Below are 21,442 nucleotides of genomic sequence, written 5' to 3' on the forward strand. Positions count from 1 at the left end.
GCTTACTGTGCACCGTTTTTGTAAATATAACGTTATTTAATGGTGGACTTCACACTTTATTTATCAAATTCAGCGAAATATATTCTGAACCGCTGTATCTAAAATATGAGGGCAAAATCACAAATAATAAACTGAGGCAATAAAAATTGTCATTGTGAGCCTCTCCTAAAGCCAGTAGAATACGCCCATGCTAAATTTAACCCCCCGTTATACAAAAACTTGCATCGACGAGTTACCGACCGCGTTGCAACCTCTCGCTGCCCAATCACTAACGCTTGCTCGCTTATATGCGGCACGCGGCATCACTGAGCCTGCTGAGCTTGATATAGGGTTGTCCGGCCTATTACCTGCTGAGCAATTGCACGGTGTCGCAGAAGCGGTACGTTTGCTTGATGTGGCTATTGATGACGGCCTGCGCATTTTGATCGTTGGTGACTTTGACTGTGATGGCGCGACCAGCACAGCGCTGATGATGCGTGCACTCACAAAGATGGGTGCTGTGGTCGATTTTTTAGTGCCGGATCGCTTCAAATATGGCTACGGGCTGACGCCAGAGATTGTTGAGCTGGGGATCAAGACCTATCAGCCAGAAATGATCGTGACGGTAGATAATGGTATTTCCAGTCATGAAGGTGTAGCACGAGCGCAGGCTGACGGCATTACCGTTATTATCACAGATCATCATCTCACGACTAAAGAGACGCCACCTGCGGAAGCAGTGGTCAATCCCAATCAACTTGATTGCCACTTTACCAGTAAAGCGCTGGTCGGGGTGGGCGTGGCATTTTATGTGCTTGGACGTTTGGCAAAATTGCGCCGTGAGGCTGGCAAGTCTACGGTACAGGTTAGTCAGTATATGGATTTGGTAGCGCTTGGAACGATTGCCGATGTGGGTGTGCTCGATAAAAACAATCGTATTTTGGTGCATCATGGACTGGCTGCTATCCGTCAAGGGCGCTGTTGCTTGGGCGTCTTAGCCTTACTAGAGCAAGCAGGTCGTGACCCTAAACAACTACACGCACAGGATTTTGGTTTTGTCTTAGGTCCACGTATTAATGCCGCTGGACGTATGGACAATATGCGTATCGGTATTGAGTGTTTATTGACAGAGGATTGGAGCACCGCGCAGCGTTTGGCGCAGGAACTTGAACAGCTCAATCGTACCCGTCGTCAGGTAGAAGGCGAGATGCGCGCACAAGCGGATAGTATTGTGCAGACATTGGCGGTTGATGCTAATGCTGATGATGCTAGTACTAGGGCTGGTGAAAGTAGTGATATCATTATTCATAATCAGTCTGAGAAAACTACTGATAACGACCATAAACGCAGTATTGTTTTATATCAAGACGATTGGCATCAAGGCGTCATCGGTATCGTTGCGGGACGTTTGAAGGAAAGTCACTATTTGCCCAGCATTGTTTTTGCCCCAGCGGACACACAGAAAACTGGCGATGAGGATGCTATCAAAGGCTCAGCCCGCTCGATTGCTGGTGTGCATATTCGTGATGCGATTGAGCAAGTTGCTGAGCGTTATCCTAACCTTATCAGCCACTTTGGTGGACATGCGATGGCAGCAGGTTTGACGCTCAAGCGTCATAACTTTGAGGCATTTGAGGCAGCGTTTGATGACGTCATGGCACAGATAGATCATACGGTGTTTGCCGAGCAAAAATTCACGGACGGGCCTTTGCAGGCGAGTGATTTTAGCTTATGGTTTGCTGAGCATTTGGCTGAGGCCAGTATTTGGGGTCATGGCTTCGCGCCGCCGATATTTGATGGCATATTTGAGGTGTTGAGCTTTAAGGTATTAAAGGACAAGCATCTCAAGTTGTCACTGCGCTATCCTGACGTGCAGTATCCAATTGAGGCGATTTATTTTAATTTTGATAGCAGCGCTTGGGATTACCGTGCCAAGCAAGTGCATGTATTATTTCAGTTGGATATCAATGAGTGGAATGGTAAACAAAGTTTGCAGCTCATGGTCAAGGATTTGGCGGTAGTAGAAAACAGTTGATATGTTAAATATTTTGAACATGAAATGCCTTTCGTACTTCTAATACTTCCACTCAAGTGTCGGAAACTTCCAGTCATAACGTATCGCTAACATGCGTAAGGTAAAAATCGTACTCATAGTAGCGATATCAACTACCCAGTCTGTCACGCCCAAGTTTCTTAGCGCAAAGTAGAGAATACCGCCCGTCAATGCCGCGCTGATATAAATCTCTTGCTGTAGCACCAGCGGAATCTCATTGCAAATCATATCGCGAATAATGCCACCGACTATGATGGTGATAACACCTAGCAACAATGCCACGGGTACATTTGCGCCCATGCTATCAGCGACTTTGATACCAATTAATGTAAAAGCGGACAGCCCAATCGTATCTGAGAGTTTTAGGAATCTATCGACTCGTCTAGAGTTGGGATGAAAAAATATCTGCATGACCAGCGAAGAGATGGTGATGACGGTCAGATAACTCATGTCCACCATCCAAAACAAGGGATGACGATCCAAAATGACATCACGGACTGTGCCGCCGCCGATAGCTGTCACGATGGATACCAGCAAGCAGCCAAACACGTCGAAGTTCTTATGCTTGGCCAGTATCGTACCCGAAATACTACAAGCGATAATACCGATCATATCCAGCAAATATATCAAAGAGCGCGGGTTAAAAGTGGTAATCAATACCGTAGGGTCCAAGGCGATAGCCAACATACGCAAGTCTCACTAACTGTGAATTATTGTCAATCGATATGGAGCGTGCTAAGTCTAAACTAACTCTAAAATGGTCGTCAACTCGATTTACGCAACGAGGCGAATAGAAGGCAAGTGCCAATCAAACTTAAGCGCCAGCATACGTATAGCAAAGATAACAAACAACATAATGAACTCATTAATACCAGCGTTGACACCAAAGTGCTGTAGAACTAAATACGTGACAGATCCGGCAATACTGGCAGATATATAAATCTCGCGTTGGAGTACCAGAGGTATTTCATTACAAATAATATCACGCAACATACCACCAATAATGGCTGTCCAAACGCCCATCATAATGGCGATTACAGGCGACACATCTTGGGTCAATGCTATCTTAAAACCAATAACACTAAAGGCTGCCAAGCCGATCGCATCAAATAACTTAAGCGCATTATCAATCTTATGATATAGGTGAAAAAATATTTGTAAAATAAGAGACGTCACTGTAATGACGATTACATAATTGAGGTCAGTCATCCAAAATAATGGATGACGGTCTAACGCCATATCACGTAGCGTACCACCGCCAATGGCATTGACCATTGAAACTAAGATGCAGCCAGCAATATCAAAACCTTTATGCTGGGCGAGCAAGGTGCCTGCGATAGCGCAAGCAATTATGCCAACCATATCAAGCAAATACAGCAGAATATCGGGAAAAATAAAATTAGTCATCATAGTAATATTCTGGTCTCATCCATCTTTGGCAAATAATATCAGCCCGATGATAATCAGTCCGATACCCATCAAGCCCATGGCAGAAGGTAGGGCGTTATTGAGCAATATCATGCCGCCAATCAAGGCAAATATCACCTCACTGGCTTGCGTCGCATCAACCCCAGCCACTTCACTTGACGTTTCTGCTTTTTCGCGGGCATACAAAAAGAGGCTGGTTGCCGCCACACCAGCCAATAAAGCGACAAGTAAGGTGTTAAATAGCTGTGAAGTGTCAGGCATATCAGGACGCACAATGAGACCTAACAGCAGCCAAAATGGCAAACTACCAAGCGTCATTAGCCATACTTTGTTAAACGCATTGTGTAATAGGTCTGTCTCGATAACAGGAATACGCCCGATTAAGGTTTGCATTGCAGAGATATTAGCAGTGTCACGGGTAGTGATGGCACTATCAATTGCATCATGAGCAGTGGCTAATAGTGCCGTCTCAGCGCGCATGGGTTGCGATTTTTGCGAACTATCATGTTGTTTAATTTTGTGCTGCTTGGCGTTATAAGAGGCTTGCCAAACCAGCTGATTGCCAATTGGATAACTAAAAGCGGCAATGAGTGCAGGCAGTGCCCCATAGAGCAGCATATCAGCCAGGGGAACGGCATTGACATCGGCTATGGCAGAGGCGTGCAAACCTTCGCTAACATTCACCATTACCACGCCAATGAAAACCAAGAGCGCATATACGATGAATTTTTTGTCAAAGCGCTGTCCAAACGCTACTAATACGAGCAGGCTTGTGACCACGGTAAACATAAAGGTAGCGGCAACTACCCAACCTGCAACATGATCGGCAGCGTAGCAGATGCCTGTATAAAATACACCGAAACCAATACTACCGGTCACACACCAAAAGCCCCAATGTTGACAAAAGATAGCCGTCAGCGATTTTATACGCCCAAAGCCATGTTGCATAACAATGATAGCCGTCAGAATCAGCCACATAAAAGCATAGCGTAGGCTGGCTGACCAAAACCAATGTCCACCAGCGGCACTCATCACCTCGTTTAGCACAAACGTTGAGCTAAAAAACGCACCTGCCAATAGGCCCAATAAAATGAGTTTGATCATGCTTTATCCTTGGCTCGCTATTTATTCAGATAGTTCATGCAGCATTTCAGTCGTTTATTTGCCTTTGGCATCCGCCCAAATAATTTTGTGCAGTTGTAACTGGAAGCGCACGGGCAGGGCATCTTTTAATATCCATTCTGCCAGTTCACGCGCCAATACGGGCACATCGGAGCTGCTCATCTCTCTATTAGCCGCTTCATCGACATCATCAGCGACGTTGAACATCGGAGAAAACCAAACCGTGCCGACCCGTTTGTCTAATTGATGCTCAGACAGTTTGGCTTTTGCCCAGTCGTAATCCTCACGGTTCATAATGACGAATTTAATTTGGTCATGCTGAGTCAGATAGTCGAGGTTTGACCACAGGTTTTTATCGACTTCACCTGAACTTGGGGTTTTGAGATCCATCACTTTGCTGACTGCTGATGGTACATTGGCTACCGTGAGTGCGCCTGCCGTTTCAAGCGAGATTTCATAGCCATCGCTCAGCAAACGTTTCATCAATTCAATCGCATTTGGTTGGGCTAACGGCTCGCCACCAGTGAGGCAAATACGCAGGCAAGGATAACTTTTGATCGTTGTGATAATAGTTTCTAATGATTGACGTTCACCGCCCGTAAAAGCGTACTCGGTATCACAATAAACGCAGCGTAGCGGACAGCCAGTGAGACGCACAAATATCGTCGGTAAGCCCGACGTCAGTGCTTCACCTTGTAATGAGTAAAAAATTTCTGTCAAACGTAGACCCGCTTCTGGATCAGTAACAGGAATAGCGGCGGTGCGTAATAGTGACTCGCTCATAATATTTTCAAATACAGTTAAGTGTTGATAAAGCGATTAAGCAGGTATCAATCGTAATAAAAAAGACAGTTTATAGTGGAGTTGATCTTACGTTTGTATAAAGCCACAATAAAAAGCGGATTATAACGTAACCCCTGATATTAAGCTGCAAAAAAGATGCGGGAGTCTTCTCCAGCATCTTTTTTTTGGAACAAGAATAATTTTTTTTACCAAGTATTTAGGCCAAACGTAATAGCTCATTTACAGATGTTTTTGCACGGGTTTGCGCATCAACTTTTTTAACAATAATAGCAGCATACAAGCTGTGTGTGCCGTCTTCTGACGGTAAGCTGCCTGGGACGACGACTGAACCTGCTGGTACACGGCCACGATGAATCTCGCCCGTTTCGCGGTCATAAATTTTGGTTGATTGACCGATGTAGACGCCCATAGAGATGACAGCGCCTTCTTCTACAATCACGCCTTCAACGATTTCAGAGCGTGCACCGATGAAGCAGTTGTCTTCAATAATAGTAGGATTCGCCTGTAATGGCTCTAACACACCGCCGATACCCACGCCACCTGACAGATGCACGTTTTTGCCGATTTGAGCACATGAGCCAACCGTCGCCCACGTATCAACCATCGCACCTTGATCAACATAAGCGCCGATATTGACATACGATGGCATCAATACCGCACCTGCTGCGATGTATGAGCCTTTACGTGCTACGGCTGGCGGTACAACGCGTACGCCAGCTTCTTTGAATTGCGCTTCGGTCCAGTTGGCAAACTTGGTCGGTACTTTGTCATAAAACTGTATGTGCTCGCCCGCTGACATGACGTAGTTGTCGTTTAGGCGGAAAGAAAGTAGAACAGCTTTTTTTGCCCATTGGTTCACGACCCATTCGCCATCCTTTTTTTCTGCAACGCGCAGACTGCCATTATCTAATTGCTCAAGCACTTGTTCGATGGTGTCACGCACGTCTTGTGGCATATTGCTTGGGCTGTATTCATTGCGATTTTCAAAGGCTTGTTCGATTGTTTGTTGTAATGACATAAAAATTCCTAAAGTAAATGAAAGGGAGAGAGTGCTCAATATTATAGTTAAATGGCTGGTCTGACAGGTACGAAAGACTTGCTTGCCATATTGTCGCTAATTTGGCGACTTTTAGCAAACAAGTTACACGCAAACCGTGATGCTGATCTTAATTATCTGAAAGATGACTCTTTATCCACACTAAGATATCTTGATAGACGGTTTGATTGTCTTTTTCATGCAGTGGCTCATGGCGCATGTTTGGGTAGAGTTGAATATCTACATTGTTAAAGTTTTGCTTATTGAGACGCGTGACCATCTTACGAATACTTTTACCCATATTACCAACGGGATCTTCTTTACCGCTGATAAAGAGCATCGGGAAGTTTTTGGGTATCGTTGTCGCCCAGTTTTTATGCAAACTCGCTTCCATTAAAGCAAATAATGTCATAAAGCCATTGTTGGTAAATTCGAAGCCTGTCATTGGATCGGCTTCAAAAGCAGTAATATTTGCAGCGTTTTCGCTCAACCAAGCAAATTGTGACGTAGAGGTGCGATTTTTAAGTCTACTGTTGAGTACCTTATTCATAGCCTTAGCGAGCATGGTATTTGGCTGTCTGGACGCTACGGTCGCCAGTATTTTATTGATGGGAAGTAGCACTTTAGTCAATGGATTGGCATTGGTTGTGCCCATTAGAATGGCTCCTGTGAAATTGTGCGCATGATGCTTGAGTACGTTGCGTACAATAAAAGAACCCATGGAATGACCCATGACAAAATGAGGAACATTAGGATGGCGTGCTTTTACGTTATCTGCCATGACAATGACGTCTTTTAAGAGAGACTGTACTGGATGTTCCTCACCAAAAAACCCAAAGTCTACTTCGGTTTTAACAGTCTGACCGTGACCAAGCTGATCATACGTTGCCACAGCGATGCCATTATTTGCCAAAAATTGAGCAAAATCTGCATAGCGACCGCTATGTTCTGCCATACCATGCACAATCAGTAAAGTCGCTTTTATAGTAATGTCTTTATTGCTTGGTTCAAAAAAATCATGATGCAAGTAGTGAGTGTTATCGGAAGAGAGAATGTGATCGTTACTTGTATCGGTGTTCATATACAATTCCTTGAAAGGTTTTAATGGTGTGTAATCTTTATGAGCAAGATAAATCGTCATTTTAAACAGCATTTAAACAATTAGCTCATTATACGGCTGTCATCATAAGTGAGGGTATTGAATGCTGATAAATCATTTTGCTTTTTTATCGTCGTAAGCCATGTGCATGAAAATAGCACTTTTAAGGGAATAAACGTAGGAACAATTTAGCGACAAAGCCTTGTGGGGTCAATGCTATTTAAGATATTTACGCATTTTAAGAGATAGGCCGTTCAAAATAAAACAAACGTACCTTAAATAGCACTTCGCTGAGATAAATGTTTATCAAGAAATGAGCTGGTTGCTATTTGATTACTGATAGAGGTTTACAACATACTTAAATTTTGCTTAAATGGTTTAACTAATGAAACTTTGTTTCGCATAGCAGAACGATATATCATAATTAAAACGATGTATATTGCAATTAAATAGAGTAAATAAACGGCTATTCTCTGACGCAAATAACGTTAACTATTGGGGTTTGAGCGTAAAAAGAAAGTAGGGAAGGTTTTTTTATCTAAAAAATTGCTATATTATTACAGAATGTAACGTATTAATATTTACATATTAATGCCATCAGACATACTCAATCGATTACTTCAAGGATGAATGCAATGATCAACTCTTTTAAATCCCCATTACTATTGTCAGCGCTGCTGAGTGCCACTTTAGGTCTCACAGCATGTTCCTCTCCAAGTTCAGAAAGCACTGACAGTACGTCAGCAGATAGTGCTGCCGCTGCCGATAAGCTGGATACCAAGTTTCTGACCATTGCCACAGGCGGAGCATCTGGCCCTTACAATATCATCGGTACGTCATTATCAGAAGTTTATGTCAAAACCTTTGGGGTGAATTCTAAAACACAAACCACAGGCGCTTCGGTAGAAAATGTCAACTTATTGACCCAAGGCAAAGTCGACATGGTGTTGGCATTGAGTGATGTGGTCACAGACGCGGTCGAAGGCAAAAATAACTTTGATCAACCGATAACCAATATTCAACAGATTGCGGTTTTGTATCCCAATGTGGTGCAAATCGTCACGACCCAAAAATCCGGTATCAAAAATATTGAAGACTTAAGAGGCAAGCGTATTGCGGTAGGCGATCAGGGCTCTGGAACGGAAGTAAATGCTCGTACCCTGCTAGAAGGCTTCGGTATCACTTATGATGATGTGACCGTTGATTATTTGGGTTTTGCTGAAGCGGCTGATGGCATGAAAGCAGGCAAAATCGAAGCGGCATTCTTTAGTAGTGGTTTACCAAACTCGTCATTGATGGAGTTAGAACAGGGTTTAGACTTACAGATAGTCACGATTAACCAAGACAAACTAAAAGAAATCATTGCAACCAAGCCTTACTTTAAAACTTTTGAGATTCCTGCTGGCACGTATGGCAATGACGCTGCAATTCCAACGGCTGCTATCATGAATGCGTTATTGGTCAGCTCTGATTTGTCCGAAACAGATGGTTATAAGTTGACCAAAGCGTTATTTGATAACTTGGAAGGTTTAAAAACCGCTCACCAAGCGGCCAATGATATCAGCTTAGCAACCGCTACTGAGGGCATGGTTGCGCCTATTCATCCTGGTGCGAAGAAATACTACGATGAACAAGCCGCCAAATAAGCGGGTATGGTTGCTCATTGGTGCAGCAATGATTGCTGCGCTGGTTGGTGTTATGTTATGGCAGCTCCTTGTCCGTCAGCCTGTGATTGAGGTGCGAGTTGCAGGCGCTGATGGAACGAGCGATCAGGTCTGTTATTTCAGTCAGCCTAACTTTCAATTGCGCTGGATGCATTCGGTAGAAAAGCAGTGGTGGGAGGAGCAGTACCAACGTCAGCGTGATGGACTGCTGTTGACCACCACATATTTTGAAGCGTTTGGTGCAGGTACACCTTCCACCGAAACGCTTGCTCCCATACAAAAACCTGGCTATCTGGGTTATCAAATCAATGAAAAGCTGCCCAGCCTCAATTGGGTGGTGTCAAGGCTGACTAAAGGCGAAATTGATTATGATAACTATCGAATTCTCATTCACCGATGGGTACCAGACTATTCTGAAGTAACGATCATACCCAAAGCGTATGGTTTCATTGATAGATTTCAAAAGGACTTGTGCCATGAACTCCCAAGTGACGGATCACGGTAGCGTGGCTACTCTGCCAAACGCTCATATTGATAAAGATGCTGAGGCTGACGCTGTCAATCGAGCAATATTAGAAAAATACGACCGAGAGTCAATTACGCGGCACATCACTCAAGGGCCAGTCAAATACATCATTGCTGGACTCTGCATTTTATATTCACTCTTTCATTTGTATATTACCTTCAATCCGATGCCAGCATTGCTACAGCGTTCTGTGCATGTGGGTATTGGTTTTGCCCTGATTTTTTTGATTTTTCCAGCAAGTAAAAAAAGCAGTCGTAAGCGGGTGGCATGGTATGACTGGCTTTGGTTTGCTTTTTCCTTATCAGGGATGGCTTATCTGATATACGAATACCAAGATATTGTCACCTCGCGTGGCGGTATGGCAAATCAGGTTGATGTGATATTTTCACTGATTACCGTTATCTGTGTGCTAGAGGGCAGCCGCCGTATTACCGGTTGGATTTTGCCTATATTGGCAGGCATATTCTTGGCCTATCCGTTTGTCAGTCATTTGGATTTTATGCCAGATAGGCTACTGACACGCCCTTATGATATGGGAGATATCTTTGGTCAGTTATTTCTAAAGACAGAAGGTTTATATTCTGTTGCGATTGGTGCGTCAGTAACGTTTATCTTCTTGTTCATTCTTTTCGGGGCGTTCTTAGCGCGCTCAGGAATGGGGCAGTTATTTAATGACTTAGCCCTGGCAATCGCTGGTCACAAAAAAGGCGGTCCTGCAAAAGTGGCTGTCATTTCTAGTGGCTTTATGGGCAGTATCAACGGTTCAGCGCTGTCAAATGTGGTGAGTACAGGCGCTTTTACTATTCCATTGATGAAAAAGGTCGGTTATCACAAAGACTTTGCGGGCGCAGTCGAGGCCAGCGCCTCGGTTGGTGGACAGATATTGCCACCGATTATGGGTGCGAGTGCTTTTATTATGGCAGAGACCACAGGACTGCCTTATAGCACGATTGCATTGGCGGCATTATTACCCGCAATATTGTATTATCTGGGTGTCATTGCGCAGGTACATTTTCGTGCTGGACGTCGTGATTTGAAAGGTATCGCTAAAGAAAGCTTGCCCGCCGTCAAAGAAGTGCTCAAAGCGCGCGGTCATATGCTACTACCGATTGTCTTCTTGGTTTTCTTATTAATCCGAAATGTGCCAGTGGGTTATGCAGCGGCTTATACCATCGGCTTTACGGTTGTGATAAGCATGTTGCGTGCTGAAACCCGTATGAGCTTTTCTGATATTTTGGGCGCGCTAGAAGACGGGGCGCGTCAGTCATTGGCGGTGATGGCAGCTTGTGCGGTCGTCGGCATTATCATCGGGGTGGTGAGTCTGACCAGTTTTGGGACAGTGATGACATCATCTATTGTGACGCTTGGCGCAGGATCGCTGTTTTTCACCCTAATTTTAACCATGTTGGCATCTATGGTTTTGGGTATGGGATTGCCATCGATTCCAGCTTATATTATTACGGCTACAATGGCAGCACCAGCCTTGGCAGGGTTTGATATTCCAATTTTATCGGCGCATATGTTTGTTTTCTACTTTGGTATTTTTGCCAATATTACACCGCCTGTATGTTTGGCAGCTTTTGCTGGCGCGGGTATATCTGGCGGTGATCCGATGAAGACAGGGTTTTTGTCACTCAAACTGGCACTCGCCGGATTTATCGTGCCGTTTATGTTTATTTACAATCCAACGATGCTGATGATCGATCCAACGGGTCTTGCGGTAACGGCGAAAGATTTCCCACTGCCCCCTATTTTAGACATCATCACGGTAGTCGTAACGTCGGTTACTGGAGTCATCGCATTAAGCTCGGCATTAGAGGGCTATTTTAAAGGTGATATGAATCCACTGACGCGCGTTATCCTAGCTTTTGGCGCTTTGTTGTTGATCTATCCGGAGATCACTACTGGCATCGTAGGGGGCGTTATCGTCATTGCTATTGCTTTGTTCAATATAAAAACGAGTAAATCGTCGCTGCCTTTGAATGCTTAACTTTTTTGTCCATTATTTTGTTTTTTGATGTGTTATGTTTGTACTATTGTATTTTTAATTGTGTGACTAACAGGGTTTTATACCACTATGAAATCGACCATCGAATTACTTGAGCATACTGACTTTCCGGCTATCAAACGCCGTCAATTGACAATATTACAGGTCAATATGGGTTACTTATGCAATATGTCTTGCGTCCATTGTCACGTAGCCGCCAGTCCTTATCGTACGGAAATGATGTCACGTGAGTTGGTTGAGCTGATCCCCAAAGTTTTGCAAGCGCAAAATATCGATACGCTTGATTTGACAGGCGGTGCGCCTGAGATGCATGAAGATTTTAAATATTTGGTTAAAGCAGCTCGCGCACTGAACGTCAAAGTAATAGACCGCTGCAACTTGACCATTCTTATGGAGGATGGTTATGAGGACATGGCGCAGTTTTTAGCAGACAATCAAGTCGAAGTAGTGGCATCCTTGCCATGTTATTCCTTAGAAAATGTAGACAAACAGCGTGGCAAGGGCGCGTTTGATGACAGTATATTAGGATTGCAAAAGCTTAATAACGTGGGCTATGGCAAAGCTGATTCAAATTTGACATTAAATTTGGTTTATAACCCACAAGGTGCAACGCTGCCACCCAACCAGCAGCAGCTCGAAGCGGATTACAAGCGTGAGTTAAAAGCACACTTTGATATCGATTTTAACCAACTATTTGCATTGACCAATATGCCGATTCAGCGTTTTGGCGCGGTGCTCTTGGCTAAAAATCAATTCCACTCGTATATGGATTTGCTCAAAGAAAACTATGTGGCATCCAATTTAGCTGAGGTCATGTGTCGCTCGACTATTAGTGTCAACTGGCTGGGCGAATTGTTTGATTGTGACTTTAATCAGCAGCTAGAAATTCCTGTACCCAATAAGTCACGGCGACACCTAAGTGATCTACTGACCCAAAACCCTTCTGGTGACGAGATTGCCATTGCTGACCATTGTTATGGCTGTACAGCAGGGCAAGGAAGTAGTTGTGGTGGGGCGCTAGAAGAAGAGTCGGCAGAGAAAACGATAGAAGACATGACAGTTTAGTAGTTCATGTTAAGACGATGTAGATAGGTACACGCGTACAGAAGTAAGGTAAAATTTTAATCAATATCGGCTGACTGATACCTATTGTGACGGTGTATTCATTGAAACTCTCTATCATTATTCCATTGCTCAATGAAGCAGATAACCTGCCCCAGCTAATTGCCCATGTCACAACACTTCAGCCAGCGCCGCAGCAAGTCATATTGGTTGACGGTGGGTCAATGGATGGTTCGGTTACTGTGGCTAACCATTTATTCAAAGAATCATTAAAGACTGCTCAATCTGCGATTGACTGGCAGGTTGTCGAATCCGCTGCTGGACGGGCTCGGCAAATGAATGCAGGTGCAAAGCTGGCGACCGGTGGTGTTTTATTATTCTTACATGCTGATACACAGTTGCCGATGGATGCCATAAATGAGGTAAAGCAGGCAATGATTGAGTATGACTGGGGACGTTTTGATGTGCGCTTGGACAGTCCTGATCCGTTATTAAAGATTGTTGGGATAATGATTAATAAGCGCTCACGGCTAGTGAGAATCGCAACTGGTGATCAAGCTATTTTTATCAAAAAATCTGTGTTCGAACGACTGGATGGCTATCCCGATCAGCCATTGATGGAAGATATTGAGCTGTGCAAGCGCCTAAAAAATATTGCTCGGCCTGCTTGCTTACATAGCAAAGTGACGACGTCAGCACGGCGTTGGCAGCAACATGGCAATTTTCGTACAATTTTTTTGATGTGGCATTTGCGTTTTGATTATTGGCGCGGCGTAGCGCCTGACATCTTAAAGCAGCGTTATTATAAGCATTGAAATGGTAAGCACTTAATACAGGGCACGTCCTCAATTCAATCGATAGTCATTTAAATAGGTTAAAAATGGCTAAATTTTGCCAAATGGCTGGTTAATATCTCGATATTAACCAGCCATTTTCCTCGGATGGCAATTTATCTCATTGTTATCACCATTTTTAAGATAAAGACACGCCCTATAAATATCGAAAGTAAGTCAGTAAAGAGACCTGTAATAATGTATTCAAGCCCTTGCAAAGCGACAACTGACCCACAAACGCGGCATAAAAGCACTTGTGTTATATTATTTGCTAAATATCCGGCACGTGATATGGCAAAAACTCGCTTACAGCCAGCACTGGGTGTGGAGGGTGCCGCGCATATGGCAAAGCGGCTATTATTGTATAGTGTCGAACAAGCGGTCGCAACGGGTTTTACGATTGATCTATGTGTGAGTCCAGCGCCAATAGATCCTTGCTGGCAAACGCTTAATTTGCCTGACTCGCTCCAATGGTCTACTCAGGCAGAGGGCGATTTAGGCATGCGTCTACTTACTGCCAGTCATAATGCATTTAGAAAATATCAAAGAGTCGTATTGATAGGATCTGATTGTCCTAGTCTCACGACAGAACGTATTCAAGCAGCGGTACGGGAGCTAGATCAACACGATGCGGTCATGATACCTGCTTCAGATGGTGGTTATGTGTTACTCGGATTCAAACAAGTTGATGAAAGTCTTTTTTTAAACATCAGCTGGAGTACCGCTAGCGTAGCTGCAGTGACGCAGCAGCGTATTGCTGCACTAGGTTGGACACTAGCGCGATTAGCACCCTTACATGATATTGATGAGCCTGAAGATTTACAGCACTTACCAGTAAATTGGCATAAGATTACTGACAAATAATTTTAATAAATAAATCAAACATATGTCGCAGCATGGTTTTTTACGCCCATTTACTAAATTTTAGCTGGATATTGCTATTAATAAGGATATTGTTATGCATGACGTTGTGCAAAACTACTATGGTAAAGAACTACAAGGTACGGATGATCTAAAGACCTCGGCGTGTTGTGATATCAGCAATATGCCTGAGTGGCTAAAGCCGCTACTGGCAAATATCCATGATGAAGTATTGAGCCGTTATTATGGCTGCGGACTGGTGTGTCCTACACTGCTTGAAGGCTGCCGAATTTTGGACTTAGGAAGTGGTTCAGGCCGAGATGTCTATGCGCTGGCGCAATTGGTTGGCGCGACGGGGCACGTAGTCGGTGTCGATATGACCGATGAACAGTTGGCAGTCGCCAAACAGCATCAAGACTATCATATCGATAAGTTTGGCTATGATAATGTGACGTTTTTGCATGGGTATATCGAAAAGTTAGACGAATTAGATCTTGCTGCTGGTAGCTTCGATATTATTGTCTCCAATTGCGTCATCAATTTATCACCAGACAAAGCGGCAGTCATGGCGAGTGTGCAGCGCTTACTTAAGCCGGGCGGCGAGTTTTATTTTTCTGATGTGTATGCCGATCGCCGTATCCCGCAACATCTGATTGATGATCCGGTATTGTATGGCGAGTGTTTGAGCGGCGCGTTGTACTGGAAAGACTTTATCAGGCTGGCAAGAGGGGCAGAGTTTTTAGACCCGCGTTTGGTTGAAGATCGACCGCTTGAAATTACTGACCCTGCGCTTGCGGCTAAAATCGGTGATATACAGTTTTTCTCTGCTACTTATCGTTTATTTAAGATTGCAGCACTTGAAGATGCCTGTGAAGACTATGGACAAGCGGTAATATATAAAGGATCTATTGAGCAGTCGCCACACCGTTTTGATCTCGATAAGCACCATGCTATTGAGGCTGGTCGAGTATTTCCTGTGTGTGGTAATACCTTTCGCATGCTACAAGAATCCCGCTTTGCCCCGCATTTTGAATTTATCGGTGATGACAGCCGCCACTACGGCATTTTTGCAGGTTGCGGTGAGCTGATGCCGTTTAGTCAAACTATGATGCCAGCATCTGGTGTGGGTGGTTGTTGTTAAACTGGTATAAGTTTTTCTAGCTTGCTGTGCCTTCGCAAACAGAGGCTGCGAAAAATTCATTCCAGTCCCGCTGGCTCGTTTTTATACTGAACTCACTATATACGGCTTAACATTACAAAAAGTTTGGCTTGTTGTATTATTTTAGGCTGGTATCTATTAAAACAGGTTTTATTATTTAGGTTAACAATGCAGCCAATCTGATTTTGGTATGCTCATCCATCGCCTCTATAGGCGTGACCAATGCTTGTGCTAAAGCATTATGAGCGATTGAATCAGGTGATTCAGCGGCAATCAAAGCAACTGCTTCCTTAATGACTTTTTGAGCGTTTTCTGCATTTTTCATTAGGTTTTTTATGGCGTAGTCGGCACTAACCGCTTCTTCGGTAGGATGCCAACAATCAAAATCTGTCACCAAGGCCAATGTCGCATAAGCTATGCTGGCTTCGCGTGCCAGTTTGGCTTCTGGCATATTGGTCATACCAATGACATCTGCCTGCATTTGACGATACCACTTTGACTCTGCCCGGGTTGAGAACTGCGGCCCTTCGATACAAATATAGGTCGCCTGCGGATGACAGGTTCCCTCATCAATCTCGGCTTTGTCATAGGCGCGTGTTAGGATATTTGCGAGAGCAGGGCATAGCGGGTCTGCCATCGATATATGAGCCACTGCACCCTCGCCGAAGAATGTACTCACTCGCTGCTTGGTCATATCAATCATTTGATCTGGAACGACCATATCTAATGGTTTGAGATGTGATTGTAGAGATCCAACCGCTGATACTGAGAGAATGTAACGTACGCCCAACGTCTTTAGTGCGTAGATATTGGCGCGATAAGGGACTTCAGACGGGGTCAGTTTATGTCCTTGACCATGCCGCGTCAAAAAAGCGACCGTTACGCCCTCTAATTCACCAAGGACAATGTCATCAGATGGACTACCATAAGGTGTTTGTATCGTCACGCTGCGTTTATTGGTCAGTGCTTGGATTTGATAAAGACCACTACCGCCAATGACAGCAATGTCAGCAGACAATGCTGTTGAGGGTTCTATTGTAGATATTGTCATAAGAGTTATCCAAATTTGGTCATAAAAGACAACGGTGCTTTTTCATATAAGAAAGTATTTTTTGGCTTAATTAGAGTGCGTTTTATAGGACATGCTATTAAAGTTAAAACTGAGACAAAATATAGCAGAACTTGAATGGTAATAAAAATCAATTGGAAAGTACAATTCAGTTCTGTTGTGTCAATCAACACACTCTCATTTTTAGGTATTGAGATTTTAACAGATCACAAAAAAGGGTGAGTAACAATGTCTGTTATTCACCCTCTATATTCTTAGCCAAGAGCTTAATAGTTAAACCATCAATTAACAGCCAAGTTTACCTTCAGCTTCCAATGCCTTTTTGCTACGGATTGGGGCTGGGCAATCTTCGCCATAGTACTGGCGATCAGCGAAGTAACTTGAGCGTACCATTGGGCCTGCCCAAATGCTAAAGAAACCAATCTTTTTGCCGTAATCCATATAACGCTGGAACTCATCTGGATGGACATAACGATCAACAGGCGCGTGGTTTTTACTTGGTTGCAAATATTGACCAACTGTAATCATATCAACGTTATGCGCTTTGAGATCGTCGAGTAGCGCATAGATCTCTTCTTCAGTCTCACCAAGGCCGACCATAAAGCCACATTTGGTGGCGATGTCAGGACGGCGCTCTTTATAAAGTTTGAGCAAGTCAAGTGAGTGCTGATAGTCAGAACCGGGACGAAAAGCCTTGTACAGACGAGGCACGGTTTCGATATTGTGGTTGAATACATCGGGCGCTGTTTCTGTCAGCAAATCCAAGGCAATATCCATACGACCACGGAAATCTGGTACTAGGATTTCAATCAAGCAGTTGGGGCTAAGGGCTCTTGATTCATTGAGTACTTCTACAAAATGAGCTGCGCCGCCATCTTTGAGATCATCGCGATCCACAGAAGTAATGACGGCATATTTAAGCTGTAAGCCTAAAATAGTCTCAGCAGTATGACGCGGTTCATCAGCATCTAGCGCGTTCGGGCGACCATGTCCGACATCACAGAATGGGCAGCGACGCGTACAGATATCGCCCATAATCATAAAGGTCGCCGTACCATCAGCGAAGCACTGTGGCAGGTTGGGGCAAGCCGCTTCCTCACAGACGGTATAGAGCTTTTGCTCACGCAAGGTGGCTTTGATACGTGCCACTTCGGCTGGTGACGACATTTTTACCCGAATCCAATCTGGCTTTTTCTTGGCCTCGACGGTCGGGATGACTTTAATTGGGATACGTGCAACTTTATCGTAGCCGCGTAGCTTTTCGCCTTGAATGGCTTTTTTCGGTTTGACCTTAGCAGCAGGCACATGGGTTTGTACGGCAGTTGTCATAATAGAATTATCTCTTAACCCTTTATGGTATAAGGGTTTATGGAATTATCAGAATGTTTTATGAGTGGAAGTATTATAACAGAAATGTGGGCGTCAATTTTTAATCAATATTGTTAAGACTACTACGATTCGTCCGATGACCATAGTTTTAAATATCTATATCAATATTTAACTCATTCAGTATATCTATGGCTGCACAAAATGCTTCTCGACTCTCTGCAACATTTGACCCGTTAAGAGTGGCGTTATGGATATAACCCCTAAAATCGAGTCACCAAGCCATTTTATCAAAACAGTGTTTGAGTGTTTTAGAGAAACATATAACCCTCATATGGTGTTTGTTTACGCTTAAAGCAAGTGCTCGTTGATAATAGAGACCAATTGACCAGCCGCTAAAAAAGCACATGCAATGATATTATTGATGGTACTATTTATATAATAAATATTCAATATGCCCCCTTTAAAACCGCTTTATGAGCCTTTTAAAGGCTTAGCCATTAACATTTAGAGTGTTTTAAGCTATGATTGCACGAATCATTATTTCATCTAGTACACAGACGCAGGCGGTCATGCTGACTACCCACGTAATGTGCTAAATCTCCAACTGACGAGGACGACTATTGTGTTAGAAGCTTATCGTAAACATGTCGAAGAACGTGCTGAGCTAGGAACGGTTCCGCTACCACTGAACGAAAAACAAGTAGCAGAATTGGTTGAGCTATTAAAGAGTCCACCAGCAGGCGAAGACGCATTTTTGATGAACCTGCTAGAAAACCGTATTCCTGCGGGCGTTGACCAAGCGGCTTATGTGAAAGCAGCATTTTTGGCAGCTATCTTAAAGGGTGAAGCATCATCTCCCCTTGTTAGTAAGCAAAAAGCCGTTCAAATCTTGGGCACGATGCAAGGTGGTTACAACGTTCAGCCATTAGTTGCGGCGCTGGATGATAAAGAAGTGGCACAAGACGCTGCTGAAGCATTGAAGAAAACGCTATTGGTATTTGATGCATTTAATGACGTGACTGAAAAAGCAGAAGCGGGCAACACCATCGCAAAAGAAGTCGTGCAATCTTGGGCAGATGCTGAGTGGTTCTTGAACCGTGCTGCCGTACCAGAAAAAACAACGTACACCACGTTTAAAGTTACTGGCGAAACCAACACGGATGATTTGTCACCTGCGCAAGACGCGTGGAGCCGACCTGATATCCCATTGCATTCATTAGCCATGCACAAAAACTCTCGTGACGGCATCAATGCTGATGACGAAGGCGTTGTTGGCCCAATGAAGCAAATCGAAGAGCTGAAAAAATTAGGCCATCAATTGGCTTATGTTGGTGATGTCGTCGGTACGGGTTCTAGCCGTAAGTCTGCAACCAACTCAGTATTGTGGCTCATGGGTGATGATATCCCTAACGTGCCAAACAAACGTGGCGGCGGTCTAGTATTGGGTAATAATATTGCTCCTATCTTCTTTAATACGATGGAAGATTCTGGCGCATTGCCAATTGAAAAAGTAGCCGTTGATAACCTAAACATGGGTGATGTGTTTGACATCTATCCGTACGAAGGCAAAATCACTAAGCATGATTCTGATGAAGTGTTGTCTACGTTCAAATTGAACTCGCCAACGTTGCTAGATGAAGTTCGTGCTGGTGGTCGTATTCCATTGATCGTTGGTCGTGGTTTGACCAATCGTGCTCGTGAATATATGGGTCTTGGACATTCAGATATCTTTGCTAAGCCAGAAGAGCCAGCCGATACTGGTAAAGGTTTCACGCTAGCGCAGAAAATGGTTGGTAAAGCTTGTGGTCTACAAGGCGTTCGTCCTGGTATGTACTGTGAGCCTAAGATGACAACAGTCGGCTCTCAGGATACAACGGGTCCAATGACACGTGATGAGCTAAAAGACTTGGCATGTTTGGGTTTCCAAGCAGACCTAGTCATGCAGTCATTCTGTCACACGGCGGCTTATCCAAAGCCAGTTGACGTTGAGACTCAGCACACGCTACCTGACTTTATCATGAACCGTGGCGGTGTAAGCTTACGCCCAGGCGACGGTATCATTCACTCATGGTTGAACCGTATGCTATTGCCAGATACCGTTGGTACTGGTGGTGACTCACATACGCGTTTCCCAATGGGTATCTCATTCCCAGCGGGTTCTGGTCTGGTTGCATTTGCTGCGGCGACTGGTGTGATGCCACTTGATATGCCTGAGTCTGTACGTGTCCGTTTCGTTGGTGAGCGTCAAGCGGGTATCACGCTACGTGACCTAGTCCATGCGATTCCTTATCAAGCGATCAAAGAAGGTTTATTGACCGTTGATAAAAAAGGCAAAATCAACGAGTTCAATGGTCGTATTCTTGAAATCGAAGGTCTAGAAGACTTGACCGCTGAGCAAGCATTTGAGCTATCTGATGCCTCAGCTGAGCGTAGTGCGGCTGGTTGTACGATCACGCTATCTGAAGCGTCAGTGACTGAGTACTTAAACTCAAACATCACGTTGCTCAAGTGGATGATCTCAGAAGGCTATGGCGATGCGCGTACGATCAGCCGCCGTATTGAGCAAATGCAAGAGTGGCTAGCAAAACCAAGCCTACTACGTGCTGACGAAGATGCAGAATACGCTATCGATATGACGATTGATATGAGCACGATCAAAGAGCCAATTCTTTGCTGCCCGAACGATCCAGACGATGCAAAAACCTTGGCTGATGTCGCTGGTGATACCATTGATGAAGTGTTCATCGGTTCATGTATGACTAACATCGGTCATTTCCGTGCTGCTGGTAAATTGCTACAAGACGTACCAGCAGGAAGCCTCAAGACTCGTCTATGGATTGCGCCACCAACCAAAATGGATGCACGTCAGTTGATGGAAGAAGGCTATTACAACATCTATGCACAAGCCGGCGCTCGTACTGAAATGCCAGGTTGTTCACTATGCATGGGTAACCAAGCACGTATCGCACCGAAGTCTACTGCGGTATCGACCTCAACTCGTAACTTCCCGAACCGTCTCGGTCAAGGCGCTAACGTATACCTAGCATCTGCAGAGCTTGCAGCCGTAGCAGCGGTACTTGGTAAATTGCCAACCAACGAAGAATATCAACAGTACGCTGGCATGCTTGATAGCATGGGCGAGGAAGTGTATCAGTATATGAATTTCGATCGTATGGAAGACTATACTGAAGAAGCAGATAAAATTAACGTTGCTCAGTTGACCTAATCCTGATTGATGCTTAAGTTAAACGTTTTTAAGTCTTAAAAATAAACCCCGTATCATAGTGATGCGGGGTTTTTTGTCAATTATTAAAAAATTAGATATTAGTTTGCTTGTTAGGTAAGAAGTAAATTAGTAAGATTAGAGCCAAAATGTTTCATCTACTCGGAAAATAATAAACAGCCAAATT

General features: G+C 44.1%; 17 protein-coding genes. 9 read left to right on the forward strand and 8 right to left on the reverse strand.

Going from position 1 to position 21,442, the window contains the following annotated elements:
• The first annotated feature begins 187 nt into the window (after nucleotides 1-187).
• Complete coding sequence (gene recJ / locus JMY02_RS08455; protein ID WP_201597165.1) at nucleotides 188-2,014, forward strand: single-stranded-DNA-specific exonuclease RecJ; 1,827 nt, start codon at nucleotides 188-190, stop codon at nucleotides 2,012-2,014.
• A 39-nt stretch (nucleotides 2,015-2,053) separates the two neighbouring features.
• Here recJ and JMY02_RS08460 read toward each other — a convergent pair whose 3' ends face one another.
• From JMY02_RS08460 to JMY02_RS08485, 6 genes are all read right to left on the reverse strand, one after another.
• On the reverse strand, nucleotides 2,054-2,719 hold the full coding sequence (locus tag JMY02_RS08460) for a trimeric intracellular cation channel family protein (protein ID WP_201597166.1): 666 nt from the start codon (nucleotides 2,717-2,719) through the stop codon (nucleotides 2,054-2,056).
• Nucleotides 2,720-2,806: 87 nt separating this feature from the next.
• A complete protein-coding gene (locus tag JMY02_RS08465; RefSeq protein ID WP_201597167.1) occupies nucleotides 2,807-3,442 on the reverse strand; it encodes a trimeric intracellular cation channel family protein in 636 nt (211 codons plus the stop codon).
• Between the two features lie 15 nt (nucleotides 3,443-3,457).
• Nucleotides 3,458-4,564: a multidrug resistance efflux transporter family protein gene (locus JMY02_RS08470; protein WP_201597168.1), complete on the reverse strand. Its 1,107-nt coding sequence runs from the start codon at nucleotides 4,562-4,564 to the stop codon at nucleotides 3,458-3,460.
• Nucleotides 4,565-4,618: 54 nt separating this feature from the next.
• Complete coding sequence (locus tag JMY02_RS08475; protein ID WP_201597169.1) at nucleotides 4,619-5,365, reverse strand: radical SAM protein; 747 nt, start codon at nucleotides 5,363-5,365, stop codon at nucleotides 4,619-4,621.
• 217 nt (nucleotides 5,366-5,582) lie between these two features.
• Nucleotides 5,583-6,404 (reverse strand): 2,3,4,5-tetrahydropyridine-2,6-dicarboxylate N-succinyltransferase, encoded by an 822-nt coding sequence (dapD, locus tag JMY02_RS08480; protein ID WP_201597170.1) that lies wholly within the window; start codon nucleotides 6,402-6,404, stop codon nucleotides 5,583-5,585.
• A 148-nt stretch (nucleotides 6,405-6,552) separates the two neighbouring features.
• Nucleotides 6,553-7,503, reverse strand: coding sequence for an alpha/beta fold hydrolase (locus JMY02_RS08485; RefSeq protein ID WP_201597171.1), 951 nt, complete (start codon nucleotides 7,501-7,503; stop codon nucleotides 6,553-6,555).
• A gap of 653 nt (nucleotides 7,504-8,156) precedes the next feature.
• Between JMY02_RS08485 and JMY02_RS08490 the strand changes: the two genes are divergently transcribed.
• The 7 genes from JMY02_RS08490 to JMY02_RS08520 all read left to right on the forward strand — a co-directional run bounded on the left by JMY02_RS08490 (nucleotide 8,157) and on the right by JMY02_RS08520 (nucleotide 15,616).
• Nucleotides 8,157-9,167, forward strand: a complete 1,011-nt coding sequence (locus JMY02_RS08490) for a TAXI family TRAP transporter solute-binding subunit (protein WP_021813880.1) — start codon at nucleotides 8,157-8,159, stop codon at nucleotides 9,165-9,167.
• Nucleotides 9,148-9,690: a DUF1850 domain-containing protein gene (locus JMY02_RS08495; RefSeq protein ID WP_040642128.1), complete on the forward strand. Its 543-nt coding sequence runs from the start codon at nucleotides 9,148-9,150 to the stop codon at nucleotides 9,688-9,690. Before JMY02_RS08490 ends, JMY02_RS08495 begins: the two co-directional genes overlap by 20 nt.
• A complete protein-coding gene (locus JMY02_RS08500; RefSeq protein WP_021813882.1) occupies nucleotides 9,662-11,701 on the forward strand; it encodes a TRAP transporter permease in 2,040 nt (679 codons plus the stop codon). The genes JMY02_RS08495 and JMY02_RS08500 overlap by 29 nt, the downstream gene beginning before the upstream one ends.
• An 87-nt stretch (nucleotides 11,702-11,788) precedes the next feature.
• A complete protein-coding gene (gene arsS, locus JMY02_RS08505; protein WP_201597173.1) occupies nucleotides 11,789-12,784 on the forward strand; it encodes an arsenosugar biosynthesis radical SAM (seleno)protein ArsS in 996 nt (331 codons plus the stop codon).
• Between the two features lie 92 nt (nucleotides 12,785-12,876).
• The gene (locus tag JMY02_RS08510) at nucleotides 12,877-13,596 is read left to right on the forward strand and encodes a TIGR04283 family arsenosugar biosynthesis glycosyltransferase (protein WP_265087963.1); all 720 of its coding nucleotides are present in this window, start codon (nucleotides 12,877-12,879) and stop codon (nucleotides 13,594-13,596) included.
• Between the two features lie 216 nt (nucleotides 13,597-13,812).
• The gene (locus JMY02_RS08515) at nucleotides 13,813-14,478 is read left to right on the forward strand and encodes a TIGR04282 family arsenosugar biosynthesis glycosyltransferase (RefSeq protein WP_201597175.1); all 666 of its coding nucleotides are present in this window, start codon (nucleotides 13,813-13,815) and stop codon (nucleotides 14,476-14,478) included.
• 94 nt (nucleotides 14,479-14,572) lie between these two features.
• A complete protein-coding gene (locus JMY02_RS08520; RefSeq protein WP_201597176.1) occupies nucleotides 14,573-15,616 on the forward strand; it encodes a methyltransferase domain-containing protein in 1,044 nt (347 codons plus the stop codon).
• Nucleotides 15,617-15,791: 175 nt separating this feature from the next.
• Here the strand turns inward: JMY02_RS08520 and mtnP are convergent, their stop codons facing one another.
• Both mtnP and lipA read right to left on the reverse strand, forming a co-directional pair.
• Entirely contained in the window at nucleotides 15,792-16,685 is an 894-nt protein-coding gene (gene mtnP, locus JMY02_RS08525; protein WP_201597178.1) for an S-methyl-5'-thioadenosine phosphorylase, read from the reverse strand.
• A gap of 303 nt (nucleotides 16,686-16,988) precedes the next feature.
• A complete protein-coding gene (lipA, locus tag JMY02_RS08530) occupies nucleotides 16,989-18,032 on the reverse strand; it encodes a lipoyl synthase (protein WP_201597179.1) in 1,044 nt (347 codons plus the stop codon).
• A gap of 622 nt (nucleotides 18,033-18,654) precedes the next feature.
• Here lipA and acnB point away from each other — a divergent pair.
• Nucleotides 18,655-21,258 carry a bifunctional aconitate hydratase 2/2-methylisocitrate dehydratase gene (acnB, locus tag JMY02_RS08535; RefSeq protein ID WP_201597180.1) on the forward strand — a complete coding sequence of 868 codons (2,604 nt, stop codon included), beginning with the start codon at nucleotides 18,655-18,657 and terminating at the stop codon, nucleotides 21,256-21,258.
• The last annotated feature ends 184 nt before the right edge of the window (nucleotides 21,259-21,442 follow it).

Source organism: Psychrobacter vallis, from assembly GCF_904846715.1.
Lineage (GTDB): Bacteria > Pseudomonadota > Gammaproteobacteria > Pseudomonadales > Moraxellaceae > Psychrobacter > Psychrobacter vallis.

Excerpts from the sequence above, each read along its gene's own strand:
- JMY02_RS08475 (WP_201597169.1), bottom strand. The coding sequence starts at position 5,365 with ATGAGCGAGTCACTATTACGCACCGCCGCTATTCCTGTTACTGATCCA.
- arsS (WP_201597173.1), top strand. The coding sequence starts at position 11,789 with ATGAAATCGACCATCGAATTACTTGAGCATACTGACTTTCCGGCTATC.
- JMY02_RS08485 (WP_201597171.1), bottom strand. The coding sequence starts at position 7,503 with ATGAACACCGATACAAGTAACGATCACATTCTCTCTTCCGATAACACT.
- dapD (WP_201597170.1), bottom strand. The coding sequence starts at position 6,404 with ATGTCATTACAACAAACAATCGAACAAGCCTTTGAAAATCGCAATGAA.
- JMY02_RS08460 (WP_201597166.1), bottom strand. The coding sequence starts at position 2,719 with ATGTTGGCTATCGCCTTGGACCCTACGGTATTGATTACCACTTTTAAC.
- lipA (WP_201597179.1), bottom strand. The coding sequence starts at position 18,032 with ATGACAACTGCCGTACAAACCCATGTGCCTGCTGCTAAGGTCAAACCG.
- mtnP (WP_201597178.1), bottom strand. The coding sequence starts at position 16,685 with ATGACAATATCTACAATAGAACCCTCAACAGCATTGTCTGCTGACATT.
- JMY02_RS08495 (WP_040642128.1), top strand. The coding sequence starts at position 9,148 with ATGAACAAGCCGCCAAATAAGCGGGTATGGTTGCTCATTGGTGCAGCA.
- JMY02_RS08465 (WP_201597167.1), bottom strand. The coding sequence starts at position 3,442 with ATGATGACTAATTTTATTTTTCCCGATATTCTGCTGTATTTGCTTGAT.
- JMY02_RS08520 (WP_201597176.1), top strand. The coding sequence starts at position 14,573 with ATGCATGACGTTGTGCAAAACTACTATGGTAAAGAACTACAAGGTACG.
- JMY02_RS08470 (WP_201597168.1), bottom strand. The coding sequence starts at position 4,564 with ATGATCAAACTCATTTTATTGGGCCTATTGGCAGGTGCGTTTTTTAGC.
- JMY02_RS08515 (WP_201597175.1), top strand. The coding sequence starts at position 13,813 with ATGTATTCAAGCCCTTGCAAAGCGACAACTGACCCACAAACGCGGCAT.
- JMY02_RS08500 (WP_021813882.1), top strand. The coding sequence starts at position 9,662 with ATGAACTCCCAAGTGACGGATCACGGTAGCGTGGCTACTCTGCCAAAC.
- JMY02_RS08490 (WP_021813880.1), top strand. The coding sequence starts at position 8,157 with ATGATCAACTCTTTTAAATCCCCATTACTATTGTCAGCGCTGCTGAGT.
- recJ (WP_201597165.1), top strand. The coding sequence starts at position 188 with ATGCTAAATTTAACCCCCCGTTATACAAAAACTTGCATCGACGAGTTA.